The organism is Corynebacterium sp. HMSC074A09 (genome assembly GCF_001811545.1).
GTDB lineage: Bacteria > Actinomycetota > Actinomycetes > Mycobacteriales > Mycobacteriaceae > Corynebacterium > Corynebacterium hiratae.
Genome location: NZ_KV805156.1, coordinates 100,007 through 118,125, shown reverse-complemented (window position 1 = coordinate 118,125; position 18,119 = coordinate 100,007). Strand labels below are relative to the sequence as shown.

Sequence of the window (18,119 nt, the reverse complement as noted above, 5' to 3'; positions counted from 1 at the left end):
GGTTTAGTTTAGCGCTCGATGAAGCCCGACTCACCGCGCGGTGCGGCCCACTGCTCCACCACGGCGTTCACTACGCCTGGGCGGTGGGTGGTCGACGGTTCTTCACGCAGCAAGGCCAGCAGCTTCTCGCAATCAGCACGCGGCCCTTCAGCAACCACCTGGACGCGGCCATCCTGCAGGTTCGTCGCGTGTCCTGCCAGCCCTAGTTCGAGTGCCCGGGAACGCGTCCACCAGCGAAAGCCCACGCCTTGGACGTGGCCATGGACGAAAGCCGTGAGCCGCTCATTCCCTGTGGCCGCTGCCTGCTGCGTCATCTAGTACTCCCTCAAGTTCGTGCGGTCACCCAAGTCATGCTCGTGCTTGAGACGGCGGCGGTCCTCCGCGCTGCGGCGGGTTACCGGATCCGTGCCATCCCAGCACTCGACGTTCTGCAGTTCCGGCAGCATATCACGGTGGAAGACGGGATCCAGGCCCTTGCGGCGCTGTTCGTTGTAGTTCTTCAACAGCTTGATGGCCACGCCCGACAGCGGCACGATGGCGCACACGTTGAGCAGAACCATGATGGCAGCGCCGGTATCGGCCAGGTCGAACACGGTGCCCAGCGGGGCCACTGCACCGTAGAAGACGAAGGCCAACACGATGAGACGGAAGATCCACAGCACCGACTTCTTCTCAGAGAGGTACTCCACGTTGGACTCGGCAAGGTAGTAGTTGCCCAGAATCGAGGAGAAGGCGAGGAAGAAGAGGATGAAGGTGACAAAGTGGATGCCCCACTCACCCACCACACCGGAGAGCGCATTCTGGGTCAGGGTTACACCCTCAATCGCATCGGAACCGAAACGCTCGAAATCAGTACCCAGCAGGATGATGAAGGCGGTAATCGTACACACCACCAGGGTGTCGAAGTACACGCCGAGGGTCTGCACGAGGCCCTGCTTGACTGGGTGGGACACCGTCGCGGTAGCTGCTGCGTTTGGAGCAGAACCTTCACCCGCTTCGTTGGAGAACAAACCACGCTGGATACCCTTGAGCATCGCCATGCCCACGGTCGCACCGGCGGCCTCGCGGAAGCCGAACGCAGAGCCAATGATGGAGGCAAGCATGTCCGGCACCTTGTCAAAGTTCAGGACCACCACGATGATGCCCATGATGAGGTAAGCACCGGCCATGAAAGGCACGATGAACTGAGTCATCGAGGCGATGCGCTGCACGCCACCGATGATGATGAGACCGGACACTGCGACGACGGCGATGCCCACGCCTGCCTTGAAAGCACTGGAATCCTGCCCGAAGGAGGCCGCCAAGGAATCGGAGATAGCGTTGGTCTGGAAAGCGTTGTAGAACCAGCCAAAAGTAATGGCGATGGCGACGGAGAAGATGGTCGCCAGAGGCTTCCAGCCCAAGCCGCGGGACATGTAGTAGGCGGGGCCACCACGGTAGGTATCCCCTTCGCGCACCTTCCATAGCTGCGCCAAAGTGGACTCGACGAATGCAGTCGCACCACCAAGGATGGCGATGAGCCACATCCAGAACACCGCACCGGGTCCGCCCACGGAGATGGCCACGGCCACGCCCGCGACGTTGCCGGTGCCCACGCGGGAGGCTGCCGAAATGGTGAATGCCTTGAAGGCGGAGATTCCGCCATAGTCGGCATCCTCATCGGCGCCGACGCCCTTGGGCTTTTCGACGACCGCCTTGAACATGTCCGGCACCATACACGGATCTGCACCAAGACGGTGCGGATGCCGAAGAAGAGGCCCGCGGCAATGAGCAGCCATGGCAGGACATAAGACCACAGACTGTCGTTAATGACACCGATCACGGTGCTGAAGATTTCTTGCATGCGTTACACATTAATAACTCACACCAGAATCGTCCTAGTTGGCCGCGGGCAGCCTCCCCTCTCCGCGGCGCTGACAGGACGGGCAGTAGTGGGTCCCACGCCCGCCAAGCACGGTTTTCACGATTTCCTCACCGCAGCGATCGCAGGGCTGGCCACCCCTGCCATAGGCATGTAAGGAACGGTCAAAATATCCGGATTCACCGTTGACGTTGACGTACAACGCGTCAAAGCTGGTTCCGCCAACGGCGAGCGCCGCGCGCATGACATCACCGGCCGCGGATATCACCGCGACGGCATCGCGCTGCCGCAGGGCGCTAGCCTTCTTGAGCGGAGAAATCTGGGCCGCCCACAACGCCTCATCGGCATAGATATTGCCCACCCCGCTGAGCACCGTTTGGTCGAGCAGAGCTACCTTGACCGCGGTGCGCTTCGCGCGCAGGCGCCGCCCTGCCGCTGTAAGGTCAAAGTCTGCTTCGAGAGGATCGGGAGCGATATGCGCCATGGTCAGCCATGGCCCGAGACGCCAATAGCCGAAGGTGCGCTGGTCCACGAAGCTGAGGCGGGTGGCGTCGTCAAGCACGGCGGCGATACGCACATGCGGCGAATCTACCTCACCGATCCGCACCTGCCCCGACATACCGAGGTGGATGAAGAGCACATCGCGTGCCGGGTCAGTGTGGTCCTCGTCGGCGAACTCCAGCCACATGAACTTGCCGCGGCGCGCCACCGCGGCAATCTTCCTGCCCACCAGCAGCGCGGACAGCGGCGCTTCCTGGCCCCGGTTAGCGCGCGGGTGGAGAACCTCTACTGCTGCGAAGGAGCGCCCCACAACATAAGGCTCGAGCCCGCGGCGGACGGACTCAACTTCGGGAAGTTCTGGCATCGAGTCCTCGTGTTTTAGCTTTCTTTGCCGGCGGTGCCCTGCACCAGCAACGGCGTCTCACGCAAGGTTTGGCACGCTTCCTCCGCCGCCTGCTGCTCAGCGAGCTTCTTGTTGTGGCCCGTCCCCCGGCCGACGGTCAAACCGGCCACGGTGGCCACGGCGTTGAAGGTTTGATCGTGCTCAGGACCCGTCGACGTGGCTGAATAGACCGGCATCGCGGCCTTCAACTCAGCGCACAGCTCCTGCAAGGTCGTCTTCCAGTCCATGTGCCGACCGGACACCACGGCGTTGTCGATCTTGGCGGCGAACAGCTTCAGCACCACCCCGCGGGCGACCTCGAAGCCATGTTGACGGTAAATAGCGCCCAGGATGGCCTCGGTGGTATCGGCCAAGATGGAATCCTTGTCGCGTCCTCCAGTGGCTTGCTCGCCTTTGCCCAACAAGACGTGGTCGCCCACGCCAATCTCACGGGCCACGTCAGACAACCCGTAGCGCGACACGATGGACGCGCGCATCTTGGAAATATCCGACTCGGGGCGCGAGGGGTACTTGTCGTAGAGCTTGGCCGCGACGGACAAGCCCAAGACCGCGTCCCCCAGGAACTCCAAGCGCTCATTGTTGGGAAGGTGCCCGTTCTCATTAGCAAAGGAGCGGTGTGTCAGCGCCAAACACAGCAGCTCATCGCTGAGCTCCACGCCGAGTGCTTTCAGCAACGGGGCGTGGTCTACCTCCGCGAATGCTGCGGCAAGGGCCTGCTCACCGGTCAGTTTCTTCTTCTTGCTCATAGGAATTTCTCCAGCCCGGACCACCGCGGATCAACGCGTTCTTCTTCCCCGGATACCCCCGTGGTCACACCTTCGGGCACGTCCACCTCGCAGCCGCCTTCGCACGTTGGGGCAAACGGAAGGGACAACCCTGCCTCATCGATCACGGTCTGCAGGAGGTCAAGAATCCCGTCCTGAATCTCGGGTACCTCATCGCCCGAACCGCGATCCTCTTCCTCGATCTCATCCCCGCCGACGAAGGATTCGTCTGCGGAAAACACCTGGGACACGTGGAGATCCATCTCTGGGTGTAGCTCAGCCAAGCAGCGTGCGCATTCGCCGCTGAGGGTGCCGGTGACATCAGCGTCCACCAACACGCCGGAGCCCAACGGGGTCAAGGTGGCTTCCACCGTGACTTCAGCGCCTTCCGGGACGCCGATCATTTCCACGCCGATGCGCTCTGGCGCGGGTCCGGTCTGCACGCGGTGCTCAGGCAGCGCCTCGGTTCCTTGGCTGCGGAGCAATTCCGTCACGTCGAACTTCAATGGTGATTTCATAGCGCCCACCAGCTTACCCTGTGCTGCCCCCTGCGCCCTAGACTGGCAAGGACCTGAACGCAGGGTCATAGCCACTTAAGCACTTGCACAAAAGCCTCGATTCTTCCGCTTCAGGCTTTTAGCCTAAAGGCCCATGAGCTACACCGCTACGGGCACGGCGCCTCTGGCCGCCACGGCACGCGACCTCGCACTCAGCTTTCCGCTGCAGTGCCTTGTCCCCGCCGTAGCACTGGCCGTTGCCGGGGTGGCATGCCGCCACGTCATCACTCGACACCGCCCCAGCATCTTTGGCGATGCCGGCCTTTCCTTGCACCGCGTGGCTCTCGCCAGTGCCCTCGCAGGTGTGATCGTCGGCGCCGTGTCTCTTCTCCCCCTGCACTTTGGGCCAATTGTCATTATTTCTTCAGCGCTGTTCTCGCTTTTTGCTGCGCTCATCGCCTGGGGCGCGCGGGAGTCCTTTTCGGCCGCCAGCATGGGGATTGGATTGATGATGCTCACCGTCGGGGCGGTGGATGTGTTGCTGATGCTTGCCGACGCCGCCTGGGGCCCTCTCTCAGAACCCCACGCCGTAGACACGAATTTCGGCATCATGTGGCTGCTCTATGCACTCCCAGGCCTCATCTCCGCCGGACTTGCCGCAGCACTGAGCACCATGTCAGCTAAGGAAGCCGCCCGTATCCGCCGCGCGGAGGAGGCACGCGCGTTAGTTCACGTTAGTAGTCGCGCGGCGCGCGGGGTGCACGGCGCCCCGGCTCGCGGTGTTCGCGCGCACTAGTGCGCCCCTCGCCGCGGGACTCCCCGCGGGAGCGCACACCGGCGCCTCGCCGCAGGGCAGAGCGATCGTTGTTGACGGTGCGCAGGAGATCCGACAAGGTGGTTTCGAATTCCGCCAGCTTGGCGTCGACGAATTCATCGCACTCGGTGCGCAGTCGGTTGGATTCGGAGTGGGCGGATTCCACGATGCGGTGCGCTTCGTCGTCGGCGCGGCGCACAACTTCGGATTCAGAGACCAAACGGTCCTGCTCAGCTTGGCCCGCAGCAACGGTGCGCTGGTACTCCTCATCTGCCTGGGCGCGGGTGCGCTCGGCATCAGAGCGCGCGTTTTCTACGAGGTTGGTGGCCTCATCTTCTGCCTGGGCCACCATGGTGGTGGCGCGGTGCTGGGCGTCAGCCAGCATGGCGTCGGAGTCCTCGCGCGCACGGGTAACGGTGTCATCGGCTTCTGCGTTGGCATCGGAGATGATTTGGTTCGCGCGTTCCTCGGCACCCTGCAGGATCTCATCCTGCTTGTCCAGAACATCTTGGGCATCATCCATTTCAACGGGGAGGGCGTTGCGGAGATCGTCGAGAAGCGCCAGCATCTCGTGGCGCGGAACCATGCAATTGGAGGTCATGGGAACGGCATAGGCCTGTTCCAGGTTGCGAACAAGTTCATCGAGGGACTCAAATACGCGGTACATGGCACCAGACTATCCAAGCAAGAGCGCACCACCACGTATCCCACGCGGGCAAAACGGCGAAAACCTCCCCGCTAGGCGGGGAGGCTCAACCTGGCAATAGAGGACAGGAGCGGGGCTAGATAACGCCCTGTGCCAGCATGGCGTCGGCCACCTTCTTGAAGCCTGCGATGTTGGCGCCGGCAACGTAGTCGCCCTCCAAGCCATATTCCTTGGAGGTCTTGTCAATGTTGCGGAAGATGTTGGACATGATCTCGTGCAGGCGCTGGTCGGTGTATTCGAAGGACCAGGAGTCACGGGACGCATTCTGCTGCATCTCTAGCGCGGAGGTCGCCACGCCGCCCGCATTCGCGGCCTTACCCGGCGCGAAGGCGATGCCGCTTTCCACAAAGTAGTGCGCTGCCTCCGGGGTACAGGGCATGTTCGCGCCTTCGGCAACATAGCGGACCTGATTCTTCACCAGAAGCTTGGCATCGTCACCGTCAAGTTCGTTTTGGGTAGCGCACGGCAGGGCAACGTCGGCGCTCACCTCCCATACGTTGCCGCCTTCGTGGTACTCCACGCCCGCACCCGCTTCGCCGGCGTAGGTGGAAATGCGCTCGCGGCGGACTTCTTTAATCTCCTTGAGCAGCTCCAGGTCCACACCGTTCGGGGTGGTGATGTAGCCGGAGGAGTCAGACATCGCGACGACGGTACCGCCGAGCTGTTGCACCTTTTCAGCAGCGTAGATGGCGACGTTGCCGGAGCCGGAGACAATAACCTTGGCACCGTCGAAGGACTCACCATGGGTCTTCATCATTTCCGAGGTCAGATACACCAGGCCGTAACCGGTAGCCTCGGTACGCACGAGGGAGCCACCCCAGGACAGACCCTTGCCGGTAAGAACGCCAGACTCATGCTTGCCTTCCAGCCGGCGGTACTGCCCGAACAGGAAACCGATTTCGCGGCCGCCCACGCCGATATCGCCGGCCGGGACATCGCGGTATTCGCCGATGTGGTTGTGTAGCTCCGTCATGAAGGACTGGCAGAAGCGCATGACCTCGGCATCGGACTTACCCTTCGGGTCGAAGTCGGAACCGCCCTTGCCACCACCGATAGGCAGGCCGGTCAGGGAGTTCTTAAAAATCTGCTCGAAGCCGAGGAACTTGATGATGCCCAAGTTCACACTCGGGTGGAAGCGCAGGCCGCCCTTGTAGGGGCCGAGGGCGGAGTTAAACTGCACGCGGAAGCCACGGTTAACCTGAATCTGGCCGCTGTCATCTACCCATGGAACGCGGAAGATGAGCTGGCGCTCGGGTTCGCATAGACGCTCGACCAGGCCGTAATCAGCATAGTGCGGGTCCTTGTTGAGGACGATCTTCAGGGAGTCAAGCACCTCAGCGAGCGCCTGGTGGAATTCCGGTTCGCCCGCATTACGCTTGAGGAGCTTGCTGTAATAGTCGGAGATTTGCTGGTCGATGGACATGGCTATCCTTTCATTCGACACCGTGCCTCGCGGTCGGTGCGTCATCCATTGAACAAACGATAGTTTTCTATCAATTGACCTAAATTGCAAGACGTCCGTACTGCGGCGCGCCTTAAAGGCTGGTCAGAGCGCGAAAATTTTTTCTCACATCTCTGCCATATACTCGTGAACATGCGCATTCTTGTTGCCCCCGATTCCTTTAAAGGCACCGCCACCGCCGCCGAAGCCGCTGCTGCCATTGCACTCGGCGCGCGCCGCGCGCTGAGCTCCTCCCCGTATGCCGACACGGCGAAGGTACATGCCCTTCCCACGGCCGATGGTGGCGAGGGAACCGCGGAGGTTCTCGCTAGTGCCGCCGTGGCTCGCCACGGCACTGCGGGCCAGACCATTACGCTGCCAACTACCGATGCTGTTGGACGCCTCACCGAGGCCAGCTATCAGCTCGTCGGCGATACAGCCTTCATCGACGTCGCCGCCGCCACTGGGCTGCCTGCTGTCTCCGATGCCCTCGACCCGCTGCATGCGGACTCCTATGGCACGGGCGTGTTGGTGGCCGATGCCGAATCGCGCGGCGCCAAGCACATCGTTCTCGGCCTCGGCGGTAGCGCCAGCATCGACGGCGGGCTCGGCATCCTCGCCGCACTCGGCGCCGCCGCACACGATGCCCGCGGCTATGCCCTCCCCAAAGGGGGTGCTCCGCTGGTCAACCTCGACCACATCGACACGGCGCAACTAAACATGAAGGCGGCCATGTTGGACTACACTTTGGTCACCGATACCCGCGCCGTGCCCATCCAGGCCGCAACAATGTATGGGCCGCAGAAGGGGGCCAAGGGCGACCAGGTCGCGCTCCTGGCCGGCGCGATGCTGCGATTGTGCGAGGTCACGGACACCGATCCGGAGGCCGAGTTCTTTGGTGCCGCCGGCGGTATCCCCATCGCCCTGAGCTGGCTTTCGCGCACACTCTGGGGCACCTCGGAGCACTGCCGCATCGTGCCGGGCGGCCGCTATGTAGCTGAGGCCCTCGATCTTCCCGCCCGCATCGCCGAGGCGGACCTCGTCCTGACCGGCGAAGGCCGCTTCGACGAACAATCACTCACCGGAAAGGTGGTAGGCACGCTGGCCGAGCTCACTGGACCGCCCACTCTCGGCATCATCGCCGGCTCCGCTACCGCCCCGGCACCGCAGGGCGCGCTACTCGAAGAGCTCGACGGCGACGCGCACGCTAGCGTGGCCGAGCAACTGAGCGCCGCGGCCGAGCGTCTTGTGCTGAACTTCCTGCAGAATTAGAGCTTTCTGTGGGACTAAGGGGCTACCTGCACCGCCCACGGGAAGATAGCCGGGCGCTCGTGGGCGAGCTCATCTTCCAGCAACACATGATCCTTCGGTAGCACCGCATGCGGGGTCAGCAGGCGCGCGAGGACCATCGTCAGCTGGTTAACGGACCCCGTCACGCCATCGACGGCGATGGCGTAGCGATACACGTTTGCCCCCTCCAGGTCCCGCTCTTCGTGTTCCTCACGGTAAGTCTGGCGCAGCTGTTCTTCCAACCCCTCTGGGAATACAGGCTCAGGCACACGAGTAACCTCTGCAGAGGCCAGCGAGTTGTTTTCCACCAACTTACGGGTGGCAGTGCTAAAGATTTCGGCCACACGCTCCGCTTGGGCATCCGGCACCAGAACATCAAAGTGAATCATTGGCATGTAGGTAACCCTACCCAAACTTCAAGGACGGTAACTATGGCAGATCCCACACTTTCCACGCTGACTGGACTCCTTTCGGAGGACGCCGTTGATCTCAGCTGGCAACGCGCCTTTTACGAAGATCTGCATGCCCACCCGGAGCTGTCCCACGAAGAGGAACGCACCGCCGGGCGCATCCTCGAACAACTAGAGAACTACGACTGCGAGCTCGTCACCGGAATCGGCGGCCACGGCATCGTCGCTATCTTCCGCAATGGCGACGGCCCCACCGCCCTGATGCGCGCAGACTTTGATGCCCTCCCCGTGGCCGAGGAAACCGGCGTGCCCTTCGCCGCCACCAACGGGGCAATGCACGCGTGCGGGCACGACGTACACGCCACCGCACTGCTCGGTGCGTGCGCGATTCTCGACGCCCACCGTGCGGCCTGGCGCGGCACCTTCCTAGCACTATTCCAGCCGGCGGAGGAATCATCCATGGGCGCCAAGTACATGATTGCTGACGGACTCACCGACCGAGTCCCCACCCCGGATGTCTGCCTAGGACAACACGTCATGCCCGGCCCCGCCGGCCAAGTGCAGTCCACCGCCGGCCCCATCCTGGCCGGTTGCGACTCCCTCCGCATCCGCATCACGGGGCGCTCCGCGCACGCCTCCATGCCGCATGAGGCCATCGATCCGTCCTACGTGGCCGCCATGGTGGTAACCCGCCTGCAAGCCATCGTCGGCCGCGAAGTACCTCCCCATGACTTCTTCGTCATCTCGGTAGGCGAGCTGCACTCGGGCGATAAGAACAACATCATTCCGGGCAGCGCCGAGCTGGTGCTCAACACCCGTTACTACAAGCCGGAGTTGGCCAAGCGAGTCTACGCCTCCCTCGAGCGCATGGTGCGCGCTGAATGTGAAGCAAGCGGATGCCCCGCTGAACCTACCTTCGAGTATTTCGCCCACGGCGAAGTCACCGACAACGACGCCGCCGCACACGAAACCGTTCGCTCGGCCTTCGACGCGGTCTTCGGTGATCTCTCCGTCACTGCCACGCCCTCCACCGTGTCCGAGGATTTCTGCTACCTCCCGCAGGCCTGGGGCGTGCCGTACTACTTCTGGTTCATCGGTTCCACGCCGGAGGACCTCCTAGGCAACCCGCCGGTCAACCATCAGTCCACGTTCCTCCCGGACTATGAGCCCACCATGCGCTCAGCTACCCGCGCTGGGGCTGCCTCCGTGCTGTCTTTCCTTGGGCACTAGTTTTCCGTACTCAACGCGGTCTGCGAGTGAGTACGGAACTGGTTAAGCTTGGGAGTTGGTATTTTTCCGCATTTTTTATGCCTAAGGTGAAGGATTCTCATGAGTCAACCCCAGCACTCCGATTTTCAGACCGCAGTTCCCGGACACGTCCGCGCCGCCGCCGGCGTCTCCCCCACCGCTGCCACCAACCGCAAGTTCTGGTCCGGCCTGTCCTCCTCGGTAATGGAGCAGATTGCGGACAACTGGGAAGCCACCCGCAGCGCCTACGCCGCCACCCGCCAGCAGCACTACTTCTCGGCTGAATTCCTGCAGGGTCGAGCCCTGCTCAACAACCTCACCAACATCGGCCTCGTCGACGAGGCCCGCGCCGCCACCCAGGCCACCGGCCACGAATTGGTCGATGTCCTCGAGGCCGAGCACGATGCCGCGCTAGGAAACGGCGGTTTGGGCCGCCTGGCTGCCTGCTTCCTCGACTCCGCTGTCACCCAAGACTTCCCCGTCACCGGCTACGGTCTGCTCTACCGCTACGGCCTGTTCCGTCAGTCCTTTGACAACGGCTTCCAGCGCGAAGAGCCGGATGCGTGGATGGAGAATGGCTATGACTTCATCATTCGCCGCGCCTCCGAGCAGCGCCTGGTCCATTTCGATGACATGGATGTCCGCGCTATCCCCTATGACATGCCGATTACCGGCTATGGAACCGACAACGTGGGCACGCTGCGCTTGTGGAAGTCCGAGCCCATCGATGAGTTCGATTACGACGCCTTCAACTCGCAGCGCTTCACCGAGGCCATCGTGGAGCGCGAGCGAGTCATGGATATCTGCCGTGTCCTCTACCCCAACGACACCACCTACGAAGGCAAGGTCCTTCGCGTTCGCCAGCAGTACTTCTTCGTGTCCGCCTCGCTGCAGCAGATGATCGACAACTACATCGAACACCACGGCGAGGATCTCACCGGCTTCGCCGAGTACAACTGCATCCAGCTCAATGACACCCACCCCGTGCTGGCCATTCCAGAGCTGCTCCGCCTGCTTCTCGACGAACACGGAATGGGCTGGGACGAGGCATGGAAGGTCGTCACCGAGACCTTTGCCTACACCAACCACACGGTGCTGGCAGAGGCCCTGGAAAGCTGGGAGATCTCCATCTTCCAGAAGCTCTTCTGGCGCATCTGGGAGCTCGTGGAAGAGATTGACCGCCGTTTCCGCGAGGACATGGCCCAGCGCGGCCTCGACCAGGGTCGCATCGATTACATGGCCCCGGTGTCCGACGGTCACGTCCACATGGCGTGGATTGCTTGCTACGCCGCTTATTCCATCAACGGCGTGGCGGCGCTGCACACCGAGATCATCAAGGCAGACACGCTGTCTGAGTGGTACGAACTGTGGCCGGAGAAGTTCAACAACAAGACCAACGGCGTCACCCCGCGCCGCTGGCTGCGCATGTGCAACCCGCGCCTGTCCGACCTGCTCACTGAGCAGGCTGGTTCCGATGCCTGGGTCACCGATCTGACTGAGCTGGCCAAACTGGATTCCTTGGCCGAGGACGAGAAGGTGCTGCGCCAGCTCATCAACATCAAGCGCGCTAACAAGCAGGACTTTGCCGCATGGATCGAAGCACACCAAGGCGCCACGGTGGATCCGGATTCGATCTTCGACGTCCAGATCAAGCGCCTGCACGAGTACAAGCGCCAGCTGATGAACGCTCTGTACATTCTGGACCTGTACTTCCGTATCAAGGTCGACGGCGAAACCGTTCCGAAGCGCACCTTCATTTTCGGCGCGAAGGCCGCCCCGGGCTACGTTCGCGCAAAGGCCATCATCAAGCTCATCAACACCATCGGTGACTTGGTCAACAACGACCCGGCCACTAAGGACGTGCTCAACGTGGTCTTTGTGGAGAACTACAACGTCTCCCCTGCCGAGCACATCATCCCTGCCGCCGATGTCTCCGAGCAGATCTCCGTGGCCGGCAAGGAAGCCTCCGGCACCTCCAACATGAAGTTCATGATGAACGGTGCACTGACCCTGGGCACGATGGATGGCGCCAACGTCGAGATCGTCGAGGCAGTGGGCGAAGAGAATGCCTACATCTTCGGCGCCCGCAACGAGGAGATCCCGCAGCTTCGCGCCGAGTACAACCCGGGCGAGCTCTACAACACTGTTCCGGGCCTGTCCCGCGTCCTCGATGCCTTTACCGATGGCACGTTGGGCTCTGAAAATGCCGGGATGTTTGGGGATCTGCGCTCCTCACTGCTCGATGGCTTTGGTGAGCACGCTCAGGACACCTACTACGTCCTCGGAGATTTCGCAGACTACCGCGAGACCCGTGACCGCATGGCTGCCGACTATGACGCTGACGAGATGGCATGGGCCAAGAAGGCTTGGCTCAACATCTGCTACTCTGGCCGCTTCTCTTCCGACCGCACCATCGCTGACTATGCCAACGAGGTGTGGAAGCTGGCTCCGACCCCCATTTCCAACGTCTAGATAGACAGGGGGTAATAGACGCACTGTTGCCTATTAACCCTCGACGGGCTTTCCTCACAGACAAAGCGCCGCCTCACCACCGTTCCTCCTTCCCACTTAGTGGGTAAGGAAGCAACCGGGGTGAGGCGGCGCTGTCTGCTTATCTGCGACAGTATTACTTATCGCGCAGGGTCTGACCCAGTTCGTGGACCTGAATCATATTCGTGTTACCGGAGATTCCAGGAGGGGTACCGGCGATGACGATGATCATATCGCCCTCCTTGTACTTATCCATTCCCAGCAGCGCCCCATCGATGGCGGCCATCATGTCATCGGTGGACTCAACCGCGTCACTCAAGAAGGTCTCCGCGCCCCACGTCAAGGCCAGCTGCGAGCGCACCGCCGGGTGCGGGGTAAAGGCCAAGAGCGGCAACGGGGAGTGCAGTCGAGCCACACGCTTAGCGGTATCACCGGACGTCGTAAAGGCCACGATAGCCTTCGCGTTAAGGCGCTCAGCAATATCGCGTGCGGAGTAAGACACAACACCACGCTTGGTGCGCGGGACGTGCGTCAGCGGAGGAACCTGGCCGCCCTGCTCAGCATTCATCACGATCCGGGACATCGTGCGCACAACATTGTGGGGGTCGATGCCGACGGAGGTCTCACCGGAGAGCATGACCGCATCGGCGCCATCGAGCACTGCGTTGGCAACGTCGGAGGCCTCCGCACGAGTCGGGCGCAGGTTGGAGATCATGGAATCGAGCATCTGCGTTGCCACGATCACCGGCTTGGCATTCTCACGAGCGATCTGGATAGCGCGCTTCTGGAACAGCGGAACCTGTTCCAGCGGAACCTCGACGCCGAGGTCACCGCGGGCGATCATGATCGCATCGAAGGCTAGGACGATGGACTCGAGGGCGTCGACTGCCTCCGGCTTCTCGAGCTTGGCGATGACCGGAACGCGGCGGCCTTCCTCATCCATGATCTCGTGGACCTTGTCCACGTCAGCCGGGGAGCGCACGAAGGACAAGGCGACCATGTCTACGCCGAGCTTCAAGGCGAAGCGAAGATCTGCGATGTCCTTTTCCGACAGCGCCGGAACAGAAATGTCCATTCCCGGCAGGGACACGCCCTTGTTATTCGAGACCGGTCCGCCCTCGGTAACCTCGCAGACAACGTCGTTGCCGTCGACTTCCTTGCACACGACGGCGACCTTGCCATCGTCGATCAGCAGGCGGTCACCCGGCTTCGCGTCCTGTGCCAGGTTCTTGTAGGTGGTGGACACGCGGTCGTGTGTGCCTTCGACGTCATCAACGGTGATGCGGACGATTTCGCCGTCCTTCCACATCTCTTCACCGTTGACGAAACGGCCTAGGCGAATCTTCGGGCCTTGCAGGTCCGCCAAGACGCCGACTGCGTGGCCGGTCTCATCGGTGGCCTCGCGGACCCAGCGGTAGTTCGCCTCGTGGTCCGCATGCTCGCCGTGGGACATGTTCAGACGCGCCACGTTCATGCCTGCTTCAACAAGCCCAAGAATTCCTTCCTTGCTTGCGACTGCAGGACCCAACGTACAAACGATTTTGGTTCTTCTATCCAACATGGAGTGCCTTATTCACATCGGGAGTTTCTAACGGTTCCTAAACTACCCCCGTTTACTGGTCTCGGCCACCACGAACGAAGCTCATGCCGGGTTTTCGACCCGTAACGCCGGTATTCCAAGCGGAAAACGCAACGCCCGTATTGCAGCTACAAACGGGAATAACCGGGCACATCCGGGCATTTCAGTTCCGCCGCACCGGTCTTTAGGTTGCCGTGTTAGGCACCGCAAAAGCCACGTGTGATCCCGGCTACTCCACAGAATCTCAGGGCCTATATCCGGTGGGCACTACCCGCATCGTCACCCTTTAGACTCACCGGCGCTACCCTCGGCAGCGCTGCCCACCGCAGTCTCCGTGGCGCGGGTGGGATCGACTTCCTCCGGCGACTCCTGCCCGCGCGGCAACCGTAAGTACACGATAAGCGCCACGACAAAGCAGACCACGGAAACGATGACGTTGACCCGGAGGCCGAAGATGTGCGTGGCATCGTCCGCACGCATGTTTTCCACGACGAAGCGGCCCGCGGTGTACCCGGCAACATACAGCGCGAAGACACGACCATGGCCAAGCTTGAACGCCTTGTGCGCCCAAAGCAGGAACACGCATACCGCCACGTTCCACACAAGCTCATAGAGAAAGGTCGGATGCACAGAGGCCACTACTTCCCCAGTCGAGCGGCCGCTGATGGGCGCATACTCACCGCTTTCATTAACTCGGTAGTAGATGTCGAGGGCCCACGGGACAGTGGTCTCACGGCCATACAGTTCCTGGTTAAACCAATTGCCCAAGCGGCCGATGGCCTGGGCCAGGATAAGCCCTGGGGCGACGGCATCAGCAAAGGGCCCCAACGGAATACCCTTAATCTTGAACATGATCCACAGTGCCACCGCGCCCAGCGCGACTGCTCCCCAGATACCGAGCCCCCCGTTGGTGATTTTCACTGCATCGATGGGATCACACGTGGAGCAAAAGTACTTATCGTAATCCGTAATCACGTGATAGAGGCGCCCGCCAATGATGCCGGCCGGGATTACCACCAGGGCAGCATCCCACACCACGTCAGGGTTGCCACCACGGGCGGTATAGCGGCGCAGCGTCATCCACATCGCAACGAGAATGCCGACGATGATGCACATGGCATAAGCACGAATCGGGACCGGGCCGAGATGCCACACGCCTTGTGGCGGGGAAGGAATATTGGCGAGGTTGTAAATCTGCACGGGAAACAGTGTGCCTGAAAATGACGGCCGCGACAACGCGCTTAGCTTCTACGCGAAGGGCACGCAGGATGTTGGCCTGCGGCCACCAAAGAACGGGCCAAGGTCATCGGGTCCTGGGCAGCCATGATGGACTCACCGACGAGGATGGCATCAGCACCTTGCGAGGCATAAGACAGCACGTTGCGCGGGTTATTAACACCGCCCACCGCGATGCGAGTGATGCTCTCAGGAAGACCGGGCGAAATAGCAGAAAAGGCCTCCCGATTAATAGCATCGGAGGCCAATGACCACGCGTTGATCGCCACGACAGTTCCCCCTGCCTTGATAACGCGATCCACCTCGGCACAGGTGCGGACTTCCAGGATGGCGGTCATCCCGAGGGTTTCCACGCGGTCGAGAAGTGACTCGAGGCGAGCTTGGCTGAGCAGCTCCACCTGCAAGGGAATCGCGTCTGCCCCATAACAACGCGCCTCATGAATCTGATAGGGATCAACGATGGTGTCGCGGCACAGCATCGGTAAGTCGACGGCCGCGCGGGCGACCCGCATGTCCTCGAGTGACCCGTGGAAGCGGCGACGATCTGTCTGACAGGCCATCACATGAACCCCTGCTTCCTCCAGGCTATGTGCCAGTTCTGCCACCGACTTCGGGCTATCCAAGTGGGCAATTTCACCGCCATAGGGCACGGCGCGCTTGATTTCGGTGATGATAGAGCATCCCGGGCGCAGCAGAGCTTTCGCGGCATCGCGCGGAGCGTCCATGTCGCGGGACCTTGCTTTAATTTCCTTGAACGGGACACGGGCCTCCCGCGCGGCTACATCAGCCAGCACTCCGGCCACGAGATGATCGACGGCGATCGGGGTAGGCATGATTCCACCTCCCTTCCCCGAAGGAGACTCAAAGAAAGAAACAGGGGCGTTCGAGATCACATTTAGGCTAGCGCGCCCTCACCTCTAACTAGAAATCCGGGGCACCCGTTCCCCGCAACAGGGCCTTTCTCACCAGGCTCTCCGTCACTATGCTCGCCGTCGCGGCGCGTGTGTTTAGGAGGAGCGGGGATCTGTGGGATCAATATCAGCATCCAGCGCGTCCCACATCACGCGGCCGGAATCTTGGGAGGTTTCGAGTTCTTCCTGCAGGCGCTCCTGCCGTACCGCCGGGGTTTCGTATTTGGCTGTGCGGGGTTTATCGGCACCCGGGTTGCTCGCCACCAGCACCGCCCCAAAGAGCGCCAGGGCGGCGCCGACGAGAGCGAGAACTGGGCCCGCAGTCGACGCGTCCGCGGTGAGGACGACGGCCCAATCGGAAATAGTCGTCGTATCCACAGAGGTATCGTTGGTCCCGCCTTGCAGAAGCTCCTGGGCACGCTCCGCCTCGGGGCCGGCGGTCAACAGCGCCACCGGACGCCATCCCGCAGCCGCAGCGGCGAGGGCGGTGATGACGGAGACGATGCGCCGGCCAGTCCGCCCGAGAGCGAAGGCAGCCACGCCACCGGCCAGGACCACCACGCTCAGCGCGATGAGCTCAAGGGACCATAAGGAGCCGGATAGCTCCACCACGCTCGATCCGGCCTTATCGTCTTCGACCGCCGCTTTCACCCACGTCATGCGGGAGGATAGCCACAACAAGATGGCGCCGACCAACATCAGTATGGGTCCGCCGCGCTTAGCCATGATCTTCCTCCCCAAGGAGGTTTCGAGCGTCGAAACAGGTGCGGTCGCCGGTATGGCATGCCCCGCCGCGCTGACGCACGGTGAGCAAAATGGTGTCACCATCGCAATCTAGGCGCGCACCCACTACCTCTTGGGTATTGCCGGACGTCAGCCCTTTAATCCAATACTCTTGACGCGAGCGTGAGTAGTAGGTCCCGCGGCGCGTCGCCAGCGTGTAAGCCAGCGCGTGGTCATCCATCCACGCCAGCATGAGTACCTCACCTCGTTCCGACTGCACGATAGCCGGGACTAGGCCCGCCTCATTGCGCTTGAGCTGCAGGGCAATGTCGTCGCTCAGCTCATAGTCCCCGACGTTCGTGGTGCTGGCGGAGTTAGTGCTGTCCTCTGTCATTGACGGACCTCCTTTCCTGCAGCAGCTAATGCCTGCTTGACCTCGGAAATCTCCACCTCGCCGAAGTGGAAGATACTAGCCGCGAGCACGGCATCCGCTCCAGCGTCGATAGCCGGTGGAAAGTGCTCGGCCTTCCCGGCCCCACCCGAGGCGATGATCGGCACCGAAACCGCTGCACGCACGGCCTCAATCAATTCGAGGTCGAAGCCTGCCTTGGTTCCGTCACCATCCATGGAGTTCAGCAGAATCTCGCCGACCCCCAATTCCTCGCCGCGCTTGGCCCATTCCACAGCGTCGATCCCCGCGGAGCGTGTGCCGCCATGCGTGGTGACCTCAAATCTGCTGGGAAAGCCCGCCGCACGGCGAGCATCGACGGACAACACGATGCACTGAGAACCAAACACATCCGCGAGCTCTCGCAACAACTCGGGGCGCGCAATGGCGGAAGAATTAACGGACACCTTATCGGCACCAGCCCGCAATAGCTCACGAACGTCCTCCACCGACCGCACGCCGCCGCCGACGGTTAGTGGGATGAACACCTGATCCGCCGTGCGGCGAACGACGTCGAGCATGGTGCCGCGGCCGTCCTTGGACGCGGAGACATCCAAGAATGTCAGCTCATCAGCGCCCAGCTGACCATAGCGAGCGGCCAGCTCCACTGGGTCGCCGGCATCACGCAGGTTTTCAAAGTTGACGCCTTTGACCACGCGGCCATTATCAACGTCCAGACACGGGATCACGCGCACGGCAAGCGCCATGGTGACAATCCTCCTCATAGCTAAAGGTGAGATAAACAGCAGTCCACTCGGGACCACCGAACGGTGATGAACATAGTAGGAAAACGGTAA

The 18,119-nt window shown here is 61.8% G+C and carries 17 protein-coding genes and 1 pseudogene; 4 read left to right on the top strand and 14 right to left on the bottom strand.

Annotated elements, in window-relative coordinates:
• Positions 1-8 precede the first annotated feature (8 nt).
• The 5 genes and pseudogenes from HMPREF2807_RS10220 to HMPREF2807_RS10200 form a co-directional block, all read right to left on the bottom strand.
• Positions 9-314 carry an acylphosphatase gene (locus HMPREF2807_RS10220; protein ID WP_046648019.1) on the bottom strand — a complete coding sequence of 102 codons (306 nt, stop codon included), beginning with the start codon at positions 312-314 and terminating at the stop codon, positions 9-11.
• Positions 315-1,843, bottom strand: a pseudogene (locus HMPREF2807_RS10215) (alanine/glycine:cation symporter family protein). It lies immediately after the preceding gene.
• A gap of 34 nt (positions 1,844-1,877) precedes the next feature.
• Positions 1,878-2,726, bottom strand: a complete 849-nt coding sequence (gene mutM / locus HMPREF2807_RS10210; RefSeq protein ID WP_046648017.1) for a bifunctional DNA-formamidopyrimidine glycosylase/DNA-(apurinic or apyrimidinic site) lyase — start codon at positions 2,724-2,726, stop codon at positions 1,878-1,880.
• 14 nt (positions 2,727-2,740) lie between these two features.
• Positions 2,741-3,511 carry a ribonuclease III gene (gene rnc / locus HMPREF2807_RS10205; RefSeq protein WP_046648016.1) on the bottom strand — a complete coding sequence of 257 codons (771 nt, stop codon included), beginning with the start codon at positions 3,509-3,511 and terminating at the stop codon, positions 2,741-2,743.
• The gene (locus HMPREF2807_RS10200) at positions 3,508-4,047 is read right to left on the bottom strand and encodes a YceD family protein (protein ID WP_046648015.1); all 540 of its coding nucleotides are present in this window, start codon (positions 4,045-4,047) and stop codon (positions 3,508-3,510) included. The genes rnc and HMPREF2807_RS10200 overlap by 4 nt, the downstream gene beginning before the upstream one ends.
• Before the next feature lie 133 nt (positions 4,048-4,180).
• Between HMPREF2807_RS10200 and HMPREF2807_RS10195 the strand changes: the two genes are divergently transcribed.
• Positions 4,181-4,822, top strand: a complete 642-nt coding sequence (locus HMPREF2807_RS10195; protein ID WP_230308876.1) for a hypothetical protein — start codon at positions 4,181-4,183, stop codon at positions 4,820-4,822.
• Here the strand turns inward: HMPREF2807_RS10195 and HMPREF2807_RS10190 are convergent.
• Together HMPREF2807_RS10190 and gdhA are read right to left on the bottom strand one after the other, a co-directional pair.
• Positions 4,761-5,507 carry a DivIVA domain-containing protein gene (locus HMPREF2807_RS10190; protein ID WP_046648014.1) on the bottom strand — a complete coding sequence of 249 codons (747 nt, stop codon included), beginning with the start codon at positions 5,505-5,507 and terminating at the stop codon, positions 4,761-4,763. The genes HMPREF2807_RS10195 and HMPREF2807_RS10190 overlap by 62 nt on opposite strands.
• Before the next feature lie 115 nt (positions 5,508-5,622).
• A complete protein-coding gene (gene gdhA / locus HMPREF2807_RS10185) occupies positions 5,623-6,969 on the bottom strand; it encodes an NADP-specific glutamate dehydrogenase (RefSeq protein ID WP_070512568.1) in 1,347 nt (448 codons plus the stop codon).
• Positions 6,970-7,140: 171 nt separating this feature from the next.
• Between gdhA and HMPREF2807_RS10180 the strand changes: the two genes are divergently transcribed.
• Positions 7,141-8,259 carry a glycerate kinase gene (locus HMPREF2807_RS10180; RefSeq protein ID WP_046648133.1) on the top strand — a complete coding sequence of 373 codons (1,119 nt, stop codon included), beginning with the start codon at positions 7,141-7,143 and terminating at the stop codon, positions 8,257-8,259.
• Positions 8,260-8,273: 14 nt separating this feature from the next.
• Here the strand turns inward: HMPREF2807_RS10180 and HMPREF2807_RS10175 are convergent, their stop codons facing one another.
• Positions 8,274-8,672 carry a hypothetical protein gene (locus HMPREF2807_RS10175; RefSeq protein WP_046648013.1) on the bottom strand — a complete coding sequence of 133 codons (399 nt, stop codon included), beginning with the start codon at positions 8,670-8,672 and terminating at the stop codon, positions 8,274-8,276.
• A 36-nt stretch (positions 8,673-8,708) separates the two neighbouring features.
• On the opposite strand from HMPREF2807_RS10175, the gene HMPREF2807_RS10170 reads away from it, so the two are divergent.
• The gene (locus HMPREF2807_RS10170) at positions 8,709-9,917 is read left to right on the top strand and encodes an amidohydrolase (RefSeq protein WP_070512564.1); all 1,209 of its coding nucleotides are present in this window, start codon (positions 8,709-8,711) and stop codon (positions 9,915-9,917) included.
• A gap of 99 nt (positions 9,918-10,016) precedes the next feature.
• Entirely contained in the window at positions 10,017-12,407 is a 2,391-nt protein-coding gene (locus HMPREF2807_RS10165) for a glycogen/starch/alpha-glucan phosphorylase (RefSeq protein WP_070512562.1), read from the top strand.
• A 154-nt stretch (positions 12,408-12,561) separates the two neighbouring features.
• Here the strand turns inward: HMPREF2807_RS10165 and pyk are convergent, their stop codons facing one another.
• The 6 genes from pyk to hisF form a co-directional block, all read right to left on the bottom strand.
• Positions 12,562-13,983, bottom strand: coding sequence for a pyruvate kinase (gene pyk, locus HMPREF2807_RS10160; protein WP_070512713.1), 1,422 nt, complete (start codon positions 13,981-13,983; stop codon positions 12,562-12,564).
• A gap of 300 nt (positions 13,984-14,283) precedes the next feature.
• Positions 14,284-15,204: a prolipoprotein diacylglyceryl transferase gene (gene lgt, locus HMPREF2807_RS10155; protein ID WP_070512560.1), complete on the bottom strand. Its 921-nt coding sequence runs from the start codon at positions 15,202-15,204 to the stop codon at positions 14,284-14,286.
• A 41-nt stretch (positions 15,205-15,245) separates the two neighbouring features.
• Positions 15,246-16,073 (bottom strand): indole-3-glycerol phosphate synthase TrpC, encoded by an 828-nt coding sequence (locus HMPREF2807_RS10150; RefSeq protein WP_070512557.1) that lies wholly within the window; start codon positions 16,071-16,073, stop codon positions 15,246-15,248.
• A 174-nt stretch (positions 16,074-16,247) separates the two neighbouring features.
• Entirely contained in the window at positions 16,248-16,877 is a 630-nt protein-coding gene (locus HMPREF2807_RS10145; RefSeq protein ID WP_070512554.1) for a TIGR02234 family membrane protein, read from the bottom strand.
• On the bottom strand, positions 16,870-17,268 hold the full coding sequence (gene hisI / locus HMPREF2807_RS10140) for a phosphoribosyl-AMP cyclohydrolase (RefSeq protein WP_070512551.1): 399 nt from the start codon (positions 17,266-17,268) through the stop codon (positions 16,870-16,872). The genes HMPREF2807_RS10145 and hisI overlap by 8 nt, the downstream gene beginning before the upstream one ends.
• Positions 17,265-18,029, bottom strand: coding sequence for an imidazole glycerol phosphate synthase subunit HisF (gene hisF / locus HMPREF2807_RS10135; RefSeq protein ID WP_070512547.1), 765 nt, complete (start codon positions 18,027-18,029; stop codon positions 17,265-17,267). Before hisF ends, hisI begins: the two co-directional genes overlap by 4 nt.
• Positions 18,030-18,119: the final 90 nt, after the last annotated feature.

What these genes read in the sequence shown, in the direction of transcription:
- HMPREF2807_RS10150 (WP_070512557.1), bottom strand. Translation starts at nt 16,073, where the DNA reads ATGCCTACCCCGATCGCCGTCGATCATCTCGTGGCCGGAGTGCTGGCT.
- HMPREF2807_RS10195 (WP_230308876.1), top strand. Translation starts at nt 4,181, where the DNA reads ATGAGCTACACCGCTACGGGCACGGCGCCTCTGGCCGCCACGGCACGC.
- HMPREF2807_RS10180 (WP_046648133.1), top strand. Translation starts at nt 7,141, where the DNA reads ATGCGCATTCTTGTTGCCCCCGATTCCTTTAAAGGCACCGCCACCGCC.
- hisI (WP_070512551.1), bottom strand. Translation starts at nt 17,268, where the DNA reads ATGACAGAGGACAGCACTAACTCCGCCAGCACCACGAACGTCGGGGAC.
- HMPREF2807_RS10220 (WP_046648019.1), bottom strand. Translation starts at nt 314, where the DNA reads ATGACGCAGCAGGCAGCGGCCACAGGGAATGAGCGGCTCACGGCTTTC.
- HMPREF2807_RS10175 (WP_046648013.1), bottom strand. Translation starts at nt 8,672, where the DNA reads ATGCCAATGATTCACTTTGATGTTCTGGTGCCGGATGCCCAAGCGGAG.
- HMPREF2807_RS10190 (WP_046648014.1), bottom strand. Translation starts at nt 5,507, where the DNA reads ATGTACCGCGTATTTGAGTCCCTCGATGAACTTGTTCGCAACCTGGAA.
- gdhA (WP_070512568.1), bottom strand. Translation starts at nt 6,969, where the DNA reads ATGTCCATCGACCAGCAAATCTCCGACTATTACAGCAAGCTCCTCAAG.
- HMPREF2807_RS10200 (WP_046648015.1), bottom strand. Translation starts at nt 4,047, where the DNA reads ATGAAATCACCATTGAAGTTCGACGTGACGGAATTGCTCCGCAGCCAA.
- mutM (WP_046648017.1), bottom strand. Translation starts at nt 2,726, where the DNA reads ATGCCAGAACTTCCCGAAGTTGAGTCCGTCCGCCGCGGGCTCGAGCCT.
- HMPREF2807_RS10145 (WP_070512554.1), bottom strand. Translation starts at nt 16,877, where the DNA reads ATGGCTAAGCGCGGCGGACCCATACTGATGTTGGTCGGCGCCATCTTG.
- HMPREF2807_RS10165 (WP_070512562.1), top strand. Translation starts at nt 10,017, where the DNA reads ATGAGTCAACCCCAGCACTCCGATTTTCAGACCGCAGTTCCCGGACAC.
- rnc (WP_046648016.1), bottom strand. Translation starts at nt 3,511, where the DNA reads ATGAGCAAGAAGAAGAAACTGACCGGTGAGCAGGCCCTTGCCGCAGCA.
- HMPREF2807_RS10170 (WP_070512564.1), top strand. Translation starts at nt 8,709, where the DNA reads ATGGCAGATCCCACACTTTCCACGCTGACTGGACTCCTTTCGGAGGAC.
- hisF (WP_070512547.1), bottom strand. Translation starts at nt 18,029, where the DNA reads ATGGCGCTTGCCGTGCGCGTGATCCCGTGTCTGGACGTTGATAATGGC.